Source organism: Hymenobacter mucosus, from assembly GCF_900188255.1.
In the GTDB taxonomy this organism is placed as follows: Bacteria; Bacteroidota; Bacteroidia; order Cytophagales; family Hymenobacteraceae; genus Hymenobacter; species Hymenobacter mucosus.
Window position 1 is genome coordinate 859,173 of sequence record NZ_FZNS01000001.1, and the last position, 18,443, is coordinate 877,615.

General features: G+C 56.7%; 16 protein-coding genes and 1 tRNA gene. 2 read left to right on the plus strand and 15 right to left on the minus strand.

Features of this window, described 5'->3' with window-relative positions; all coding sequences use genetic code 11:
• Positions 1 to 247: 247 nt before the first annotated feature.
• The 10 genes from CHB83_RS03550 to CHB83_RS03595 all read right to left on the minus strand — a co-directional run bounded on the left by CHB83_RS03550 (position 248) and on the right by CHB83_RS03595 (position 11,534).
• Positions 248 to 952, minus strand: a complete 705-nt coding sequence (locus CHB83_RS03550) for a dihydrofolate reductase family protein (protein WP_089331673.1) — start codon at positions 950 to 952, stop codon at positions 248 to 250.
• 185 nt (positions 953 to 1,137) lie between these two features.
• Positions 1,138 to 1,225 (minus strand) — tRNA-Ser (locus tag CHB83_RS03555).
• Positions 1,226 to 1,294: 69 nt separating this feature from the next.
• Positions 1,295 to 2,347, minus strand: a complete 1,053-nt coding sequence (locus CHB83_RS03560; protein ID WP_245855265.1) for an asparaginase — start codon at positions 2,345 to 2,347, stop codon at positions 1,295 to 1,297.
• 240 nt (positions 2,348 to 2,587) lie between these two features.
• On the minus strand, positions 2,588 to 3,367 hold the full coding sequence (locus CHB83_RS03565; protein ID WP_089331759.1) for a TatD family hydrolase: 780 nt from the start codon (positions 3,365 to 3,367) through the stop codon (positions 2,588 to 2,590).
• Positions 3,368 to 3,569: 202 nt separating this feature from the next.
• A complete protein-coding gene (locus tag CHB83_RS03570; protein WP_089331674.1) occupies positions 3,570 to 5,855 on the minus strand; it encodes a glycoside hydrolase family 3 C-terminal domain-containing protein in 2,286 nt (761 codons plus the stop codon).
• Positions 5,856 to 6,140: 285 nt separating this feature from the next.
• A complete protein-coding gene (locus tag CHB83_RS03575) occupies positions 6,141 to 7,244 on the minus strand; it encodes a glycosyltransferase (protein ID WP_052694890.1) in 1,104 nt (367 codons plus the stop codon).
• 6 nt (positions 7,245 to 7,250) lie between these two features.
• Positions 7,251 to 7,820: a polysaccharide deacetylase family protein gene (locus tag CHB83_RS03580; RefSeq protein ID WP_245855266.1), complete on the minus strand. Its 570-nt coding sequence runs from the start codon at positions 7,818 to 7,820 to the stop codon at positions 7,251 to 7,253.
• A gap of 149 nt (positions 7,821 to 7,969) precedes the next feature.
• On the minus strand, positions 7,970 to 9,097 hold the full coding sequence (locus CHB83_RS03585; RefSeq protein WP_055562447.1) for a glycosyltransferase family 4 protein: 1,128 nt from the start codon (positions 9,095 to 9,097) through the stop codon (positions 7,970 to 7,972).
• 55 nt (positions 9,098 to 9,152) lie between these two features.
• On the minus strand, positions 9,153 to 10,061 hold the full coding sequence (locus tag CHB83_RS03590) for an FkbM family methyltransferase (RefSeq protein ID WP_089331676.1): 909 nt from the start codon (positions 10,059 to 10,061) through the stop codon (positions 9,153 to 9,155).
• Positions 10,062 to 10,130: 69 nt separating this feature from the next.
• The gene (locus tag CHB83_RS03595) at positions 10,131 to 11,534 is read right to left on the minus strand and encodes an oligosaccharide flippase family protein (RefSeq protein ID WP_089331677.1); all 1,404 of its coding nucleotides are present in this window, start codon (positions 11,532 to 11,534) and stop codon (positions 10,131 to 10,133) included.
• 242 nt (positions 11,535 to 11,776) lie between these two features.
• Here CHB83_RS03595 and CHB83_RS03600 point away from each other — a divergent pair, with 242 nt between their 5' ends.
• Together CHB83_RS03600 and CHB83_RS03605 are read left to right on the plus strand one after the other, a co-directional pair.
• Positions 11,777 to 12,850 (plus strand): GumC domain-containing protein, encoded by a 1,074-nt coding sequence (locus CHB83_RS03600; RefSeq protein WP_089331678.1) that lies wholly within the window; start codon positions 11,777 to 11,779, stop codon positions 12,848 to 12,850.
• Positions 12,847 to 14,301: an O-antigen ligase family protein gene (locus CHB83_RS03605; RefSeq protein WP_089331679.1), complete on the plus strand. Its 1,455-nt coding sequence runs from the start codon at positions 12,847 to 12,849 to the stop codon at positions 14,299 to 14,301. The genes CHB83_RS03600 and CHB83_RS03605 overlap by 4 nt, the downstream gene beginning before the upstream one ends.
• A 23-nt stretch (positions 14,302 to 14,324) precedes the next feature.
• Here CHB83_RS03605 and CHB83_RS03610 read toward each other — a convergent pair whose 3' ends face one another.
• The 5 genes from CHB83_RS03610 to CHB83_RS03630 all read right to left on the minus strand — a co-directional run bounded on the left by CHB83_RS03610 (position 14,325) and on the right by CHB83_RS03630 (position 18,411).
• Positions 14,325 to 14,909 (minus strand): DinB family protein, encoded by a 585-nt coding sequence (locus CHB83_RS03610; RefSeq protein ID WP_089331680.1) that lies wholly within the window; start codon positions 14,907 to 14,909, stop codon positions 14,325 to 14,327.
• 91 nt (positions 14,910 to 15,000) lie between these two features.
• On the minus strand, positions 15,001 to 16,239 hold the full coding sequence (locus CHB83_RS03615) for a PP2C family protein-serine/threonine phosphatase (RefSeq protein WP_089331681.1): 1,239 nt from the start codon (positions 16,237 to 16,239) through the stop codon (positions 15,001 to 15,003).
• Positions 16,240 to 16,337: 98 nt separating this feature from the next.
• Positions 16,338 to 17,513 carry an ABC transporter permease gene (locus tag CHB83_RS03620; protein ID WP_245855267.1) on the minus strand — a complete coding sequence of 392 codons (1,176 nt, stop codon included), beginning with the start codon at positions 17,511 to 17,513 and terminating at the stop codon, positions 16,338 to 16,340.
• A gap of 2 nt (positions 17,514 to 17,515) precedes the next feature.
• Positions 17,516 to 17,881 (minus strand): helix-turn-helix domain-containing protein, encoded by a 366-nt coding sequence (locus CHB83_RS03625; protein WP_245855268.1) that lies wholly within the window; start codon positions 17,879 to 17,881, stop codon positions 17,516 to 17,518.
• On the minus strand, positions 17,881 to 18,411 hold the full coding sequence (locus tag CHB83_RS03630; protein ID WP_245855269.1) for a c-type cytochrome: 531 nt from the start codon (positions 18,409 to 18,411) through the stop codon (positions 17,881 to 17,883). Before CHB83_RS03630 ends, CHB83_RS03625 begins: the two co-directional genes overlap by 1 nt.
• Between the last annotated feature and the right edge of the window lie 32 nt (positions 18,412 to 18,443).

Below are 18,443 nucleotides of genomic sequence, written 5' to 3' on the forward strand. Positions count from 1 at the left end.
CCCTGCAACGCTTCTGTTGGCCCCCTTTCCTCCCGCCCCTTTTTGCGCTTGCTACTGGTCATACCGGTGCTTACCTCGATTTTGACCCTGCAAGGGAATGTGAGCCCACGCTCTGATCTGGCAACACTAGGGCGCGGAACCGCGCTTAAAGCAATTCCGCGCCCCGACGTAACGCTCTGGTGTAGCTTGGGTAAGTGCTATCCTTTGGGTAGGCTTCAGCCTGACGGCGGGGTAGCAAGCAATACTTTTAGACAGCTTTGAAGCGGTACTTCAACCATACCACGTCGTTATCGAGCTGTTGCACCTCGGCTAGGTACAAGCGCGTGGCGGGTCCCTTACGGAGGTAGTCGCTCACTTCAAACGTAGTCGGCGACTGGGGCGTACCGTCGGCAATAGGTAGCAACAATAAGCTCAATTCGTCAATCAGCCCGGCATTGAGTAGGGAGCCGTTTAAGTGGCCGCCGCCTTCCAGCATCAGCGTCTGAATAGGAAACAGCGTAGCCAACTGCTCTAGGGCCAAAGTGAAATCTACCTCGGTACGGCCAGCGAACAAGTAAGAAATGTGCTGACGCTGCAAGTAGTAGAGGTATTCGTCGCTTACCTGCTCCGTCAGCACCTCCACGATATGGTCGCCGCCGGTGGTGCTAGCGTCCCAGCCGAGCCGACCGTGCGCGTCTACTGCTATGGCAAAGGAAGTTGCGTGGGCGTCCCCAATGAAAGGCTTCCGGGCGATAGGGTGTGGGGCAGGCTGCAAATCGGGCTGCACACCGCCGGAAAAGTCGCGCTCCATTGTTACGCGCCCGCATATCCAGGCCTGCGCAGTAAAGGTTTCATGGTACTTCTCGAAGTAACCGGAAAAGGTTTCGGTTAGCTCTTCGTCCTTCCAGTTAGCAGACAGAATCTTTCCGTCCACCGAGGACATCATATGGCAGATTACGTGGGGTCGTTTCATACTAGGCCTTAAACGGAAGTTGTGCCTTCGTGGCTTAATTAGCAGCTAGGTTAGCAACCAACCTATGGCATAGGTAAAGCCGAAAAAAGCTTGCAATGCTCACAACACAGGCCAGATATAGCTCTTGGCTCTACCCCGCGAAAAAAGCTAAACCCTGTCTCTATAAGTAGAAACAGGGTTTAGTGCAGAGAGGAAGGGATTCGAACCCTCGATGAGCTTGAGACCCATACACACTTTCCAGGCGTGCTCCTTCGACCACTCGGACACCTCTCTAAGATGCGGGGAAGTGGCGCAAAATAACACCCGATTTTCGGGATACGCAAGCCCCGACGGTGGTTTAGGTTAGATTAGCGTGATTTCGCCGCGTAGGTCCTGAGTGAGCAGGCGGCGGGTTACGGTATGGTTCTGATTGAGCCCCAGCACAAACATGAGTTTCGCTACGGCCGCTTCCACTGTAATATCATCACCGCCCAGCACGCCTATCTCCGAGAGGTGGGCGCTGGTTTCGTAGCGTCCTTGCATCACGCGGCCCTCCTCGCATTGGCTAACATTGAGTAGATGCACCCCGCGCTGGGTGGCGTCGCGCAAGCACTGTAGAAACCACGGGGCCGTAGGGGCATTGCCCGAACCGTAGGTTTCCAGCACGCATCCACGGAGGTCGTCTACCTCTAGTTGGGCGCGTACCATTCGCTCCGTGATGCCAGGAAAGAGGCGCAGTACGCTTACCCCATCATCGAGGTGAGTATGAACCCGAAGCGGAGCAGCGGGCAGCAACCGAATCTGCTCGTCATTGAAGATCAGTTCAATGCCAGCACGGGCCAGCGGCGGATAGTTTTCACTGCGGAAGGCATCGTACTGCTGGCTTTCCACTTTCTTGGCCCGATTGCCCCGGATGAGCAGGTCGTTAAAGAAAATACACACCTCGGGCACGCGCACCGTACCAGCCACGGGGTGACGGGCGGCAGCCAGCTCCATTGCCGTTACGATGTTGCGGCGAGCATCCGTGCGAATACGGCCTACGGGTACTTGGGCGCCCGTAAATACCACCGTTTTACTTAAGTTTTCGAGTAGAAAGCTCATGGCCGCTGCTGAGTAGGCCATAGTATCGGTACCATGAAGCACCACAAACCCATCGTAGCGGGTGTAGCTCTCCTGAATGTAGGCAGCCAGCGCCAGCCAGTCGGCCACAGTGATGTTGCTAGAGTCAATGGGCGGCCCCAGGCTTACTACCTCTACCTCCATGTTCAGCTGCCGCAGTTCGGGCATTCGTTTCCGAATCTGCTCGAAGTTCATGGGTATCAGTTCGCCCCGCTTGTTGTAGGCCATACCGGCCGTACCACCAGTATAAATTATGAGAACGGACGACTTGGCATTGGGAGCAGGTGGCGTAGGCAAGGGGTGGGTAGTTTGAGTAGCGAAAGAAGAGGGTTGTACCGTAGGTGGGCGGCAAGATAAACCCAACTCCTCTGTCAAGCGCACATCCCAAGATGATTTACCTCCTCACAGGATTGCAGACTGACCGTTGCAGGCAACCCTTACCCAATTGCCTTCCTACTCCCACTGAGTAGCAGGTGGGGCCAGCCTGAACTCGCGCGGCCCCACCTACTCCTTAGCACAATACGGCTACGTACGGGGTTAGCGTGTAGGCGCCTCCCCAAACAACGCCAAGGTGTTGCGCGTGGTGGCCTCGGCTACTTCCTCCACGTCTTTGCCTAGGATTTCGGCCACCCGGCGCGCCACTAGGGGTAGGTAGGCTGGCTCGTTCCGCTTGCCCCGGTGAGGCACCGGCGCCAAGTAAGGGCAGTCGGTTTCTAGCAGCAGGTGCTCCAGATCCAAACCGGGCAGCACTTTATCGAGGCCGCCGTTTTTGAAAGTGGCTACGCCCCCAATGCCCAGCTTGAATCCCAAGTGGATAACTTCTTCGGCTTCTGCGCGCGTACCGGAAAAGCAGTGAAATACTCCGCGCAGAGAGCCATCCTGAGCAGCCGTAATAATATCGGCGGCTTCGCGGAAGGCCTCGCGGGTGTGCAGCACCAAAGGCAAGTTGTGCTTTTTGGCTAGGCCTACTTGAATGCGCAGGGCCTCTTGCTGCTCAGCCAAGTGCGTTTTGTCCCAGTATAAATCAATGCCGCACTCCCCTACTGCCGCAAAGGGGCGACGGTTTAGCCAGGTTTCTACTTCGTACAGCTCCTTTTCAAACTGACGGGTGACGTGGCAGGGGTGCAGGCCCATTTGGGCAAAACACTGGGTTGGATAGTTGGCTTCCACTTCCAGCATAGCGTCAATGCTGGTGTGGTCAATGTTGGGCATGAAGATAGTGCGCACCCCGGCCTCAAAGGCGCGGAGCAGCATGTCGTCTCGGTCGGGCTTGAATTGCTCGGAATAAACGTGGGCGTGCGAATCAGAGAGTTGCATGGCACGAAGGTACCCCATGCGCTGAACTTGTGGGCTACTTGCTTCTAGTGCATTAGCTACCCGGCGGCCACCTATACGCCCACAGGCTTCTACAAGCAACAAGCCCCTAGCGCCGTGGGGCACTAGGGGCTTGCATAACAGCAGATTACTCTAGAAAGAGGGGCGCTTCAGCAACCCTGTAGTACCCGTGCGTAGGTGTCGTTTACAGGCTGACTACTCCCGTCTGGCGAATATCCCGCGAAGAGCTTCCTACTAGCAGCTTAAACTTGCCGGGCTCTAGTACCCACTGCTTCTTGGCCTCATCGTAGTAGCGGAAAGCATCAGCAGGCAGGCTTAGAGTTACCGACTTAGATTCACCGGGCTTCAAAAATACCTTCTCAAAAGCCTTCAACTCCTTCTCGGGGCGTTTCACGCTGGCTTGCTCATCCTGCACGTAAAGCTGCACTACCTCGGCGCCGGCCGTTTTGCCGGTGTTACGCACGCTCAGTGTCACAGTAGCGCTCTGCTTGCCGGGCTTCACAGCTAGCTTGCTGTAGTCGAAGGTGGTGTAGCTCAGGCCGTGCCCAAAGGCGAACTGGGGTGCTACCTTATAGGTGTCGAAGTAGCGGTAGCCTACAAAAATGTCTTCCTTATAGGTTTGCTTCAGCTCGTTGCCAGGGGTGCTGGGGTACTCGCCCAGCTTATGAGCCGGCGAGTCTTCTAGCTTCACAGGGAAGGTCATGGGGAGCTTGCCCGAAGGATTTACATCACCAAACAGCACGTGGGCAATGGCATTGCCTCCTTCCATCCCGGGGTACCAGGCTTCCACCACGCCCTTGGTTTGCCCAATCCACGCCGACATATCAATGGGACCGCCGCCAATCAGTACCACTACCGTGTTGGGGTTGGCTTGCAGTACCGCTTTAATCAACTCATCCTGTCCAAAGGGCATTTTCATGTCGGGCTTGTCGAAGCCCTCCGCATCGTAGGCATTGTCGCTCCACTTGCTGTAGTCGTAGCCGTGGGTTGAGCCACCCACAATGATGGCGACGTCGGCGGCCTTGGCGGCAGCTACGGCTTGCGCAATCAGCTGCGGATCGGCCTTTTGGTCGCGGGCAATGGTATAGCCCGGGGCATACGTGATTTTGGCTGAGGAGCCTAATGCTTTTTGCAGGCCCTGCAACGGGGTAATTTCGTACTTGGCTTTGATTTGGGAGCTGCCCCCGCCCATGGCGTTTTCGCGGGTAGCATTGGCCCCAATGACAGCAAAGGTCTTGGTAGTCTTCTTGAGAGGTAGAATATTCCCTTCGTTTTTGAGCAGTACAATGCCTTCCTCGGCTACTTTCAGGGCCGTAGCTTGGTGCTCGGGGGTATTGTAGGCGCCGGGCTTGCGCTTGGCCCCATCGAGCATGTTGGTGGCGTACATCACGCGTAGAATACGCCGCACTTTATCGTCGAGCAGCGGCTCTAAGGATTTGTCCTTTTTCACAGCTTCCAGAGCGGCATTACCCAGGAAAAACCGGTCGTATAGGCTGGCCGTAGAGTTGGCCCCGCTGGCGGTTTGGTCTACGCTGCCGTACATCAACGACAAGTCGGTTCCCATTTCCAAATCGGTACCGTTGCGCATGGCTTTCTGGGTATCGTGCACCGACCCCCAATCACTCATTACTAGCCCCTTAAAGCCCCATTCTCCCTTCAGAATGTCGTTCATCAGGTAGGCATTTTCGGTGGCATAGGTACCCCGAAACTTGTTATAGGAACCCATGAGCGTGTTGACGCCGGCTTCCTGCACGGCAGCCTTAAAGCCCGGCAGGTACAGCTCGCGCAGGGCCCGCTCGCTCATGTCCACGTCAATGTCGTTGCGGTGCGCTTCCTGGTTGTTGGCGGCGAAGTGCTTCACGCAGGCCGACACACCCTGGTCTTGCACGCCCTTGATGTAGCCTACTACCATTTTGGAAATGAGGAAGGGGTCTTCGCTCAGGTACTCGAAATTGCGCCCGTTTAGGGGTGTGCGGATAATGTTGATGCCTGGGCCCAGAATTATGTCTTTGCCCCGGAAGGCGGCTTCACTACCCAGCACCGAGCCGAATGCGTAACCGAGCGCGGGGTTCCAGGTAGAAGCCAGGGTATTGCCAGTGGGCAGATAAGTGCCCGCATCGTTGGCGTTCTTTACCCCCTTCCAGTCGCGGCCCTGCTCGGCGCGCACACCGTGGGGTCCATCCGACGTCATCAGCTCCGGGATGCCAAGGCGCTTGATTCCGCCCGCCGCAAAGGCTGAGTTAGCGTGAATCATGGCAATCTTTTCCTCTACCGTCAGCTTTTTCAGCAGCCCATCTATTTTAGCTTCGTTAGCGAGCAGCCGCTGCTGGCGGTTGCTGGTTGCGCTGGCCATGGTGGCAGCAGTAGTTTTAGTGCTGGTTGATTTTGTTTGGGCCTGCACCACGGGACTAGTAGCACAGAACAGGGCCGCTAATAGTACGGCCCGGGAGCAAGGTGGAAAGTAGGACATAGAACGGCGAAAAACGCGAATAAATGAAATGTGGGCCAGGAAAAGAACAGGGAACGTAGCGGAATAAGTAACTAGCTTACGCCTTCAGCAGGAGGTAGCAACTAGGTCCAGCGTAGTCAAAGGTATCGGCCTACGCGAGCAAAAGCCAGTCAAAAACCCTTAGTAGCAGCCCTGCACGGCTGGCTTTGGGCATTGCTGAACACTTACTACACACGCATTCCTAGAGCAGCAAGCTAATCGGCACCCTTTCCGCCGGAGCTGCGGCTGATAAAAAACAACGACATTTTAGCGGTAACTTCTCCCCTTCCAATGAAAACGCAAGGGAAGCAGCCGAAAAATTACCAGACCAGCCGTCAGGGCAATGGTATAAGCTGTAAAGAGAGGAAGCAGTTCTAGCGGAGGACGCTGCCCTACACGCCGGAAACATAAGGCAGCCAGTGCGCCCTGCACTACTAGGTGCAGGCCCCAAACTCCTAGCGCTACTGGAACAGAAACAACCACGGCCAGCACCGCCAGTACTACGTAAAACGACCCGTAGAGCGCCAGGCATGCCTGGAGCCATCCAGGTAACTGCTCTACTCCCCGCATCCACCGCCGCCGCTGGTGCAGGAGCCCACCCCAGGTATACATGGGCTCCGACTCCGCTAAGATTTCGGGACGGAACAGGTTGCGCGATGAGTAGCCCCTCAGAAGTACAGCCTTGAATAGCTCGAAATCTTCAGTTACGGAGAACGGCAAGGCCTCGTAGCCGCCCGTAGCTTGGTAGGCCGCGCGCGTCACCAGCATGTTGTTGCCCATGGCCGTTACGGGCCGTCCCAAGTCCGTCACTATTTGCACTAGGCCCAACGCCAGCAACCAATCGAGCCCCTGTAGCCGGTGGAACAGGCGAGGCCCGCGCACCAGCGTTAGCCCCGTGACGATACCTACCCCCGGCTGGGCGTGGGCTAGCAGCCCCTGCAGCCACGTAGCTGGCACGGCAATATCGGCATCGGTGATAAAAAAGTACGCAGTGGTAGCTGCCCGGGCAAGGTGGGCTAGTACATTGGCTTTTCCCTGGGCGCCTCCTAGCACCACCGTGATGGGTACTACCCGGAAAGAACCGCCGTAGCCGGCCATAGCTGCCTGGGCCACGGCGGCGGTATTATCGGTAGAGCCATCATCGCCAAGGAGAACTTCGACTAGCTCTGGGGGGTATTGTAAGGCCCGGATAGCACGGAGGCAGCGCGCAATGGCAGTGGCTTCGTTGCGAGCCGCAATTAGAATGCTGACCCGCGGCAAGGGCTGCGGCACGAGGGCTGGCTGGCTACCTGGCTGGCGGGCAAAAAGCCATACGGCAACAGCTAGCAGCCCAAACCATCCCAGGAAGTACACCCACAACAGGCCTACCATATTCCTTTATAATGAGGCGAAGCCGTAACCCAACTCGGCAAAATGTGCTAAGTAGCGCGGCAGCACATAGCGCAGGTTGCGGCTGGCCTTCAGGCTGTCATGAAACACTACAATGGAGCCCGGCCGCGACAATCGGATAGCGGTAGCCAAGCACTCCTCCGGGGCAAACTGCTGGTCATAGTCGCAGGTGAGCATATCCCACATGATAATTTGGTGAGTGCGGTGCAGCTCACGCGCTAAGGGCCGGGTGATGCGGCCGTAGGGCGGGCGCAATAGAGGACGGGCCTCCGGCTGCAGAGCATCTAGCAACTCCTGGCACTGGGCCACATCCTGCAGGTAATGGGCGTGCGAGGTACTCCAACCACTAAGGTGATGGAAGGTATGGTTGGCTAGGCGGTGCCCCTGCGCCACAACCAAGCCCGCCACCTCCGGATGGCGGCGCAAGTTGTCGCCCACGCAAAAGAACGTGCCTTTAGCATTGTATTGGGCCAACTGCTCCACAACAAAGGGCGTCTCTTCGGGGATGGGGCCATCATCGAAGGTGAGGTACAGGGTTGGTGGAGTGGTAGCGGGCATCTTCCAGCAGCAGTCCGGAAACAGCCGCTGAACCAGGCCTGGCATTCGGTGTAGATGCATGAGAGTACGTTGTGCCACGTGAAAGGTACCCGTTGGGCTACTGCGCCTGGTCCAGCAACCCGAGCCCATTGAGTGCTGCAAGCTACGGCTTAGCCCACACTTGCTTCAATTTCCTGCCACAGGCGCCGGGCACTGTCAGCCCACGAGAAGCGCTGCACGTTGCGCAGCCCCCGCTCCACTAGCTCGGCCCGGTAGGCATCTGAGGCATAGACCTCGCCGAGGCCAGTGGCAATAGAATCTACCGAAAAGGGGTCTACCAGCCGGGCGCCATCACCGGCTACTTCGGGCATGGAGCTGCAGTTGGATGTGATGACGGGTGACGCGCAGGCTTGGGCTTCAATAATAGGAATGCCAAAGCCCTCGAAGTACGGCACGTAGCAGGTGGCTAAAGCCGCGGCATACAGGTCTACCAGTTCGGCGTCCGTCACGCGGCCCGTCAGGTGCACGTCGTGGCGGTGGCGCATGTGCTGGTACACATCGAAGATAGGACCCGCCTTCCAAGCGGTACGGCCCACAACCAATAGTTTTGCGGTAGCGCCGGTAGCCGCTTTAAACTGGTCGAAGGCTCGCAGCAGGTTCACGAGGTTCTTGCGCGGCTGCAGGGCACCCACGAAGAGAAAGTACGGCTTGCCAGCGCTAAACCGGTCGCGCGTTTTCTGCTGCACCTCCGCAGGCTGAGGCTGGAAGTGCGTACCCACGGCATTATACACAACACTTATCTTATCGGCGGCTACTCCGTAGGTATGGATAATATCCTGTCGAGTAGCTTCCGAAACGGCCACTATTCGCCGGGAAGCAGTGGCGAAGCGGGGCGTGAAGTACTGGTAGTAGCGCAGCACTAGGCGGTCCACGTCCTGCGGAAAGTGCTCGAAGGCTAAATCGTGGAGGACCGTTACGCGGGGTACACTAGTGCGCAGCGTCGTGAACCCATCGGGACTCAGAAATACGGTGGGGCGGTGGCGGCGCAGCCACCGGGCGACGGCCCCTTCAAACCACGCGAGCCATAACAAAGGATGGCGGGCCGGCGGCGCCAGCACGTGAGGCACCACATTGGGGCCCAGCAAGTAGCGCTCATCAAAGGCTCGGTCAAAGAGGAAATGAAACGTGTGCTCCGGATGCTGCTGCACTAGGTAGCGGAGCGTTTCGTAAGTGAAACGCCCAATTCCTTCCAGCTTGTCGCCGGGCAGCAGAAAACGGACGTTGACGGCTATTTCCAAGGCGGTGTTAGGGCAATAGGGTCCGAACTAGAAGTTGGCATACCGTAGAGGCAGCCTACTGTTTTACGAAAACGAAATTGTCAGAGTCGTGGCCGTGCTGAATCAGATACGCATCCAGATCGGCACAGGGCTGAAGCGTGCCATTTTCTTGCAGCGTGTGGGCATGGTAGCCCAGTTCCCGCAGCAGGGTCACGGCTTTCTGATGCTCCGTGTTGTGGCGCTTCGGCTCCAGATACTCCATCACTACGTACGGAGCGAGGCGGCGCAAGCTAGCGGCGGCTCCCCCAATCACTTTCAACTCAGCTCCTTCCACGTCAATCTTAATTACGTGCGGGGCAAGCCCTGAGTCGGCGAGAATATCGTCAACCCGCACGGCGGGCACATCAATGCGGGTGGGCTTAAACTCTTCAAACCACTTCTCTCCCGCAAACTGAGTGACGTCCATGGAGTTGAACTCATTGTAGAGCACCGGGAACTCGTAAAACGAAATCGACTCCTGCCGGTCGGACACGGCGCTGTGCACTGCCCGAATGTTGGGTAGGCGCTTCACATTCTCGGCCAGCACCGCGTAGGTACTGCGCGAGGCCTCGTAGGCTACTACCCTACCCGAAGCGCCAACTAACTGAGAGGCCAGCAGGGAAAAGTAGCCAAAGTGCCCGCCCACGTCCAGGAAGTCGTCGCCGGGTTGCAGGGTATTGATGAGGAAGCGGGCGAGGCGGATTTCGGAGCTGTGCGACTTACCGCCGGTGAGGTAAATATCGGTACCCGCGGGGAGTACTACCTGCATGGGAATGCCGAAGAACGTGGCTACTTGCTTCACAACTCCTTTTTTATGACGGGCATACACCAGCCGCCGGAATCCAATGGCGTACAGGTACTTCGCCGGAGCGTGCCATAGCCGATGCCATTTGGAGGCCGCAGCCAGCGCCTCTACTTTATCAAGCTGCGTCAATAGAGAATTCATGCGGAAAGAAAGGGACGTAATAGCGGGCCCAGCACTGCCAGCAGCAGCCGGGCGGCTAAATATCGGCTTTTATATTTCTGTGGGGCGTTTGCGCAACTGTTTTAATTCGGCCGGGCGCACCACGCCCAAGCCCAACACTAAGCCTACAAAGAGCACCCCAGCGGCAGTAGTCTCTAGCAGCCAGGGCAGTTGCAGATAGGACTGCATGGCGTACCACGCCGTGCATAAAACACCTAGCAATGCTACCAGCCGCCCAAGCGTAACCCACGGCACCGGCACCTGCAAGCGGCGCTGCACCAGCCCTACATAGCACACCGAAACCACCGCGGCGCAAATTAGGGTGTTCCAGGAAGCGGCCACGGCCCCGAAGCGCGGAAGTAGTACTACGTTCAGCCCTATGTTGAGAGCCACACTACAAGCTACTAGTCGGCTCACGGTGCTCACTACGGCCGTGGTGTTTAGTAAGGTAGCGTAGAGCGCAAAGAAGGAATGAACCAACACATTGATGAACAGAATCTTCAAGCACCACGTCATGCGGGCTATTTCATGGGATGAGCTATGCTGAAACTGCCAAAACAGCACCTCGCCCCGAAACAGCACAAAGGCCCCAATAAACAACATGGGTACCGTGACGATGCGCTGCCCAAACCAAAGTAGTTTCTGCTGCTCCTGCGGCTGGTCTATGGCCGCCGAGAAGCGGGCGAAAAACAAGGGTAGCACCGTCCAGATATACATCATTACGGCGTCTACCCAGCGGTAGGCGCCGGCGTAGTAGCCTGCTTCCGTGGGTGAGGCCAGGCGCTCGAGCATAATCATGTCCACGCGCTCATTCACCCCGTAGAGCAGAGTAATAACAGCAAACGGAGCTGCCGCGCGCAGCATTTGCCACGCCGAGCTGCCTTGCCACTGCAACCGCACAGAACCAAAAAAGCGTCGCATCAGCCCGTACGAGAGGACCACCGCAAACACCGTAGCCAGCAACCGCACGCCCACGTAGCGCTCTAGCGAAAGGCCCAGGGGCAGTAACCCTAATACTAACCCTACCAGCAGAAACTTCTCGAACACCGATAGCACCGCATCGGTGTTGAAGTGTTGGTGAGCTTGCAGGGTGCCGCGCAGAAACTGCCCGTACTGGGTAAGTAGTAGTCCGCCACCCACGGCCGCTAGCAGCCCCAGTTCGGCACCCCGGTACCCAATAACCCAGCCCCCCACCAGCAGGAGCCCAAGGGCTAGGGCGGTCAGCAGGCTTCGCAGAGATAAGATGGCGGGAAAGTGCGTCTGAAGAAAAGTGGACTCGCCTGCTAGGCGCTTGATGCTGTAATGGGTAAGGCCCAGATCGGAAATAGTAGCCACCACTACGGCCAGGGCCGAAAGGGCCGTGAACAGCCCAAATGCTGCGTGCCCCAGGCGGTCCTGCACGATGTTTTCGAGGATAACCCAGCCCGGCTTCACCAGCAGGTTGAGCAGTACCACTAGACTAATATTTCCAAAAAAGCGTTTGATAAGACTTTGGGATTAAGCGCGAAAAACTTCTTCCATCTGCTTTTAGCACCCTTCTTATCTTCTGGCTGAGCTAATAGGAGAAGCGCGAAGCTACGCAAAAATGCCTCCCTACCCCCGCACCACTAACACGCTGTGGTGGTCATTTTCCTCTATATTTGCCCGTCTCCGAGGTCTGCTCCATTCACGTAGCGGGCCGGTGGCATTACTCGTGTATGTCCGAACGTTCGTACTCATTGCTCGGCCTGTGGCCTATTATCAACCGTTGGAAGTCTTTAGTTGGAGCAGCGTTAGCGTTAGCGTTGGTAGTAAGCTTGATAGTTGCGCTCCTGCTACCCAACATCTATACTTCAACGGCAGTATTCTTCCCTACCAACCCACAAAGCAGTGACCCCGACCGCATTGTGGAAGGCGGCAAGCTGGACTTAGGTGGTCGCACAGAAGACTTGGATCGCGTCATCACCATTGGTCAGTCGCAGCCCGTGGCGGAATTAATTATTAAGCGCTTTGATCTGCATCGGCACTACGACACCGGCCAGCCCGGCGACGACGCAGCCGATGACAAAGCACTGCGGGAGTTTAGTTCTAACTTGAGCATCGTGCACAATGAGCGCGAGGCTATTGAGCTTACTTTCCAAGACTATGATAAGCAACTGGCGGCACGTATTGCCAATGACTTAGTGCAGATCATTGACTCGGTGAACCAGCAACTGACCTTAGAGAACCGCCGCAACGTGCTGGGCCTCTACCGCACCCGCTACGAGTTTTTGAACACAGAATATGAACGCTCCCGCCGCCAGTTGGTGCAGGCCCGTCGTCGTTACGGTATCTATGGCCTGGAGCAACAGTCGCGTTACTTGGCCCGGGAAATCATCAAGGTGGAAAGTCAGCTGAATCAGGCACAAGCTGGTGGCCCTGGCAACGTGGCTGGCCTGCGCCGGGCACTGCGAGGTCTTACGCAAGCAGATGGTGGCAACGTCATCAATCTGGAAAACTATGTTCGTGGTACTGACTCGCTCGCCATGTTTACGGCTCGTCTTACCGATCTTCAGGAGCGCCTGGTGAAAGCCCGGGGCGAATACGAAACGGCCGACGTAACCCTCAAGGGTAAGCTATCATCGTTGTACGTGGTGCAGAAAGCCTACCCTGCTACCAAGAAAAGCAAGCCCGTGCGCTGGCTGATAGTAGTAGGGTCGGTAGCCCTGACGTTTGCCTTGTCCATTGTAGTAATTACGCTGCTGGAATTGCTGCGTCGCACCCGGCGGATGTCCTCAGCCTCGGGACTGTGAACGAACTACTGAGTCGCCTCCGGCCCCGGGACGCTTTCCAGCGCCTATTCATTGGTTTTGTACTGATGCTCGTGGGCGGGGGCGCCGTGGCGGCGCTGTTGGAAACGCCATTGGCTTTGGTGCCAGCGGTATTGGTAGTTGGGGCACTGATAGTGTTCATCGAGTGGCGCCTGATTTACTACCTGCTCTTTCTAACGCTAGCCTTCTCGCGGGAAATTGGCGTTGGGGGCGGCTTAAGCCTAGATGTACCTTCCGAGCCCCTCATGCTGGTGCTTACCGTGTGCGTATTGGGCACGCTGGTGCTGCAACGCGGTGTGCTACGTAGCCGCGAGATGCTGCACCCCATCATTGTGCTGCTTGCCTTGCTGCTGCTATGGTCGGTGGTGTCCTCGTTCTTTTCCGTAGATAGCACAAAGTCCATCAAATACATCTTGGCTAAGATATGGTACTTGGTGCCGTTTATCTTAGGCACCCTACTGCTGGTACGCCGGACAAGTGAGGTGTGGCGCGTGGCGGCGCTGTATGTGGTGGGCACGTGTATTACCGTGGTTATTATTGTAGCTCGGCACGCTGCTACGGGCTTCAGCTTCGATACCATTAACTCGGCCGTGCAGCCCATTTACCGCAACCACGTAACCTACGCTACGGTACTGGCTCTGCTTCTTCCCTACACGCTCTACGGTGCCCGCCGCAGCAAAGGGATGGTGCGCTTGGCTTGGCATGTTGCATCGGGCCTACTGCTATTCGGGCTGCTAACGTCCTTCACGCGGGCCTCTATCCTATCGTTGCCGGTAGCAGGCTTGTTTTACTGGATTGTGCGCCTGCGTCAAACGCGCTTGCTATTGGTAGGCGTCGCGGTAAGTGTACTGGCGGGCGCCGGGTACTTCCTGCACGAAAACAATTATATGCTCTACGCCCCCGACTTCGAGAAAACCGTGTTCAACGGCGAAGACTTCGAGAAGCACTTGGAGGCAACCTATAAGTTGCAGGACATGTCGGGCATGGAGCGAGTGTACCGCTGGGTAGCGGCCAGCCGCATGGCCGCCGATAAGCCAATAGTAGGTAGTGGCCCCAGTACATTTTATCCCGAGTACAAGCGCTACACTGTGCGCAGCTTCCGCACTTACGTGAGCGGCAACCCCGAAAAGTCAACCACGCACAACTACTTTCTGCTGCTGCTAGCCGAGCAGGGCTTCCCGGGCATGCTGCTATTTATGGTTTTGCTAGGCTCAGTTATCATTATCATTGAGAGTCTCTACCACCGCACCTCTCCCAAAACGCAGTTACGCTATGTGGTGCTGGCGGCCAGTATGAGCTTTATCATCATTGTATTTCACCTCCTGCTAAACGAATTGGTGGAAGTTGATAAGATTGGCTCCTTCTTCTTCGTGAATCTCGCGCTGCTAATTCGAATGAGCACCTGGATACGCGAAGGAGAACCGACCACCTAAGCGTACACCTGGGCCGTAAATGACTAGGTAGGTTGCGTAGCTTGGTGATGATACTCGGCGGCTGTCTTCGCTATTTGCATCAAGTGGCGCTCGGCGTGTTTGGCTAGGAAGTATACGTACTCGTACACATCCAGCTTCCCGAGTTCATTCACCGACATAGTAGTGCGGTAGAACACGCCTTCTCCATTAGGCAGCCGCGCCAATACCTGCTCACACTGTTTACGTTGCTGGTGCAGTTGAGTCTGCACCTCCGCACTAGGCTTGGTCCCGGTGGGCTCCATGTGGTTGGGTCGCATCCATGGAAAATACTGGTGCAGGCCTACCTCATCAAGCTTCGTTTGCTTGAACGAGTAGGTAGCTAGTTCCTCCTGCAAGTGTAAGCCCCCCGCATTCCTGAGTGCTTTTGCTGCTCCTTTCTCAATCAGCACGAGTAAGAAATGATTTGTCAGGGCGGTGTGCTCCAGGATTTCATCAATCGTCCAGCCGCCGCTGGCGGGCCGGAAGTGGCATACCTCGGCGGGGGCCTGAAACCACGCATCTAGCTGCGCAAACACCTGTTGCACCGCCATCTGAATGCGGCTGATATGTGTCTGGATGACGGTTGGCATGCTCGCTTATAAGAGCAAAAAAAAGCGGGACTACTGGTTGACTACCGAACAGATTGTTCGGTAGCCAACCAGTAGTCCCGCTTTTAACAACTTATTTAAACCGGCAGCTAAGGATGGTTACGTCGTCGGCGAACCGGCTGCCATTGAGGTTGTAGGCTTCAATTTCGCGGAGCAACTCTTTGTGCATGGTTGCTAGCGGAGCATAGCGGTTGTGGTTCACCACGCGCAGAACGCCCTCTTCCCCGAACTCTTCCTGGTCAGCATCAAATACCTCGGTGAGGCCGTCGGTGTAGGTAAAGAGCAAGGTGCGGGGCGGCACCTCAATTTCGCCTACCTTCAACATAGGTAGCTCATCCATCACGCCCAGCATAATGGTACCTTCCTTCAACAATACTACGGGGCCGTAGTCAGGCACCAGCAGCGGGTCGTTGTGGCCGGCATTCACGTACTGCAAGCGGCGGGTTGCGCGGTCATAAAGTCCAAAGAACACTGTAATGAACTTGTCGCCACCAGCATTGCGGAAGATGAGGTTGTTGAGTTCCTGCACTACCGTTGCTAAGTCGGCCTGCTGACGCAGCAAGGTGCGTAGGCCTGCCTGGAAGTTCGACATCAGCAGGGAAGCGGCCACCCCTTTGCCCGACACATCGGCAACGCAGAACAGGAAACGGTTATCATCGAGACTTACTACGTCGTAATAGTCGCCTCCTACGGCCGTGTGGGGTACGTAGCTGGCATGTACGGCCACGGCGGCATCGTTGGGCAGCTTGCGCGGGAAAAGCATGGTTTGCACCTCCTGCGCAATTTCAATTTCCTTGCGCATGGCCGCGGCGGCTACTCGCTGCCGCGCAAGGCGCCGGTTTTCAATGGCCCCGATGAGAATATAGGCCAGGGTTTGCAAGAACTTGGTGGCTTCCTCGTTGGCGTAGTCCTCATTCACGTTGCCAATAAACACGTAAGCTAAGACCTCTCCGTTCTGCACCACTGGAATAATCGTCTCAAGCAGTTGCCATTCCTTACTCAGATCAAAGTCGGCAATGGGCCCTGGCTGAGCCGTGCACTGCTCCAGCACCGCGTCGGGCAACGTCAGCTTTCGGAAATCGGGCAGCCCAGCGCCGAACGACACCATGCACTGCCACAGCCCCTCTTCTTTCACGTAGAGCACCAGCCGCCGGATGTTGAGCTGACCCAGCAACGTGAACTGGAAAATCTTATACAGTGCGCCTTCCGTCGGATCCTGGTTGATGGCCTGGGTGATTTCCAGCAGGGCTCCCAACTCACGTTCTTTTAGAAAAAGGCGTTTTTCGGGAGTAATAGCGCGAGGAGTAGACATATAAAGTAAGGTTGTGAAAGAGTAAGGAAAGGAAGCAGTGTAGGAAGTAGGATTGCTGTAGATGTACAGCGCGACCTGCTTGCTCCGCTACTTCGCTACTACCCCACGGGCGTTTTGGGGTCATAGGCATCACGCAGGCCGTTGCCGAGCAGGTTGAAGCTCAGCACCAACAGGCTAATAGCCAGGCCGGGCATGAGCGTAAGCCACAAGCCAGCCTCGGTGCCCAGCAGTTGGAAGCCTTCGTTTACCATCAGCCCCCACGAAGGAGCCGGTGGCTGCACACCCAGACCCAAGAAGCTCAGGCCTGCTTCCAGCAAGATAGCCGCCGCAAAATTACTTGTTGCCAATACAATCAGCGGGCCGGTCATATTGGGCAGCAAGTGGCGCCAGATTAAGCGGCTCTGGGTCAACCCTAGTACGCGGCCTGCTTCGACGAAGGTTGCCGAACGCAGGCTAAGCATTTGCCCGCGCACTACCCTGGCCACGTCTACCCACATCGTCAGGCCCACGGCCACGAAGGATGTCCAGACCCCCTTGCTGTCGAGAGCCAAGGAAATAGCAATGACCAGCATAATGCCCGGGATGCTCCAAACTACCGTCATTACCCCTAGCAATAGGCTATCAACCCAGCCACCTACGTAACCAGCCACTGCTCCAATAGCCATGCCGAGGGCCAGAGAAATCAGCACGGCAACCAAGCCAATGCCCAAGCTCACGCGCGTGCCCAGCAACAGCCGGCTCAGCTCGTCGCGGCCGGCTTTGTCGGTGCCCAGCCAATAGGTGCGCTCCGTGTAGCGCAGGCCCTGCGAAGTTGCCGGCCGGCTGCCTACCCAATCGCGCAGGACCAACCGTTGCTCGGCAAGAGGACGAGTACCCGGTGCCGACCACGGCCGAACCACCACCGAATCGACAGGCCCTGGTACTACACGAGCACTAGTTATGGGTAGTTCTTCGGGAGCATCCTGGCCTCGCCACCAGGTAGTGAAGATGTTGCCAGCTGGTTGGGCCGAATCGGCTTGGCCGCGCTGTAAGAAGCGCACGTGTAAGCCCGGAGGTTGCTTTTGCAGCTGCGCAAATCCGTGGTTGGCGCTCGGCGAGTCATCGGGCAAAACCCAGTAGCCCAGGAGTGCTACTAGGGTACAGAGCAAAATAAAGCCGAGCCCCAGCATGGCCGGCTTATTTTGAAGCAGGCGCCGGCGAACGTAGTACCCGGGCGGCCGGGCAACCGATGCGGGGGCCTCCACGGCCGGGGCGGGAGCAGCGGCTACGGCCACAGTTAGCGAGTATTATGCTGGAGGAGGCCTTCCTTGGAAGCCAGAAAAAAACAGTCGCGCACGATAGCGCCGAAGGAGCTTTCCTCGAAAGCCAGTTCCGTATCAGGGTCGGGCCAGTAGCTACGCACCAAGCCCTGCTCTAGCAAACTGCGCAGATGGCGCTCTAACTCGGGCGGGGTAAGACCCGTTTTGCGCGCTAAATCGGGGAAGGAGGTGACGAAGTACAGTTCGTCAAGAATGTCAAATTCAGGGTCAGTCACAGAAGGCAGGAAGGATGCTGTATTGAGCAAAGGTAACGTTGCCGGCTGGTTTTCGCGCGCCAGCACGGTGGGATTACTGGCAGTAAGCAACTGCTGAGACAGGGACACTACTGGCAATATACAGCCTGCAGAGATACCGTTTTGCCGGTACTAGTTGTGTTAGAGACGGGGGCATTATCATCAATGTACAGCAGGATCTGACGAATTTCTTCGTCCGTGAGTTGAAAGCTGGGCATCTGCTGCTTTTGGTACTGGTTGAAAATCCTAACGGCGTACTCGTCGCCGCTGGCTACAAGCTTGGAGGAATTCTTAACCCACGCTACCACCCATTTCTCCGGGCGGCGCCGACTAATGCCCGCAAGGGCCGGCCCAACCACTACCTCATCAGCGGCGTGGCACTGGGCGCAATTGCTTTTAAATAGAGCATCGCCCGCCGCTATTTCCGGGTTTGTAATGCCCTGGGCGCTGGCAGCAGAGTCTGCTAGTGCTACGGGAGATGGCGACGTGCTTACGGCACCCGCATCCTCCGTGAGCGGTACTTCCAACACGCCCATCATAGTTAGTAGCAGCATCCCAATAGTACACACCAGTAGGGCCAGGCTGGCCGGGAAAATTATTTCTAACCACGTCCTATTCATAGCTGTTTTTTCTACAATGCGACACCTACTTT

What these genes read in the sequence shown, in the direction of transcription:
- CHB83_RS03575 (WP_052694890.1), bottom strand. Translation starts at nt 7,244, where the DNA reads ATGGTAGGCCTGTTGTGGGTGTACTTCCTGGGATGGTTTGGGCTGCTA.
- CHB83_RS03610 (WP_089331680.1), bottom strand. Translation starts at nt 14,909, where the DNA reads ATGCCAACCGTCATCCAGACACATATCAGCCGCATTCAGATGGCGGTG.
- CHB83_RS03630 (WP_245855269.1), bottom strand. Translation starts at nt 18,411, where the DNA reads ATGAATAGGACGTGGTTAGAAATAATTTTCCCGGCCAGCCTGGCCCTA.
- CHB83_RS03600 (WP_089331678.1), top strand. Translation starts at nt 11,777, where the DNA reads ATGTCCGAACGTTCGTACTCATTGCTCGGCCTGTGGCCTATTATCAAC.
- CHB83_RS03570 (WP_089331674.1), bottom strand. Translation starts at nt 5,855, where the DNA reads ATGTCCTACTTTCCACCTTGCTCCCGGGCCGTACTATTAGCGGCCCTG.
- CHB83_RS03565 (WP_089331759.1), bottom strand. Translation starts at nt 3,367, where the DNA reads ATGCAACTCTCTGATTCGCACGCCCACGTTTATTCCGAGCAATTCAAG.
- CHB83_RS03550 (WP_089331673.1), bottom strand. Translation starts at nt 952, where the DNA reads ATGAAACGACCCCACGTAATCTGCCATATGATGTCCTCGGTGGACGGA.
- CHB83_RS03580 (WP_245855266.1), bottom strand. Translation starts at nt 7,820, where the DNA reads ATGCCCGCTACCACTCCACCAACCCTGTACCTCACCTTCGATGATGGC.
- CHB83_RS03615 (WP_089331681.1), bottom strand. Translation starts at nt 16,239, where the DNA reads ATGTCTACTCCTCGCGCTATTACTCCCGAAAAACGCCTTTTTCTAAAA.
- CHB83_RS03590 (WP_089331676.1), bottom strand. Translation starts at nt 10,061, where the DNA reads ATGAATTCTCTATTGACGCAGCTTGATAAAGTAGAGGCGCTGGCTGCG.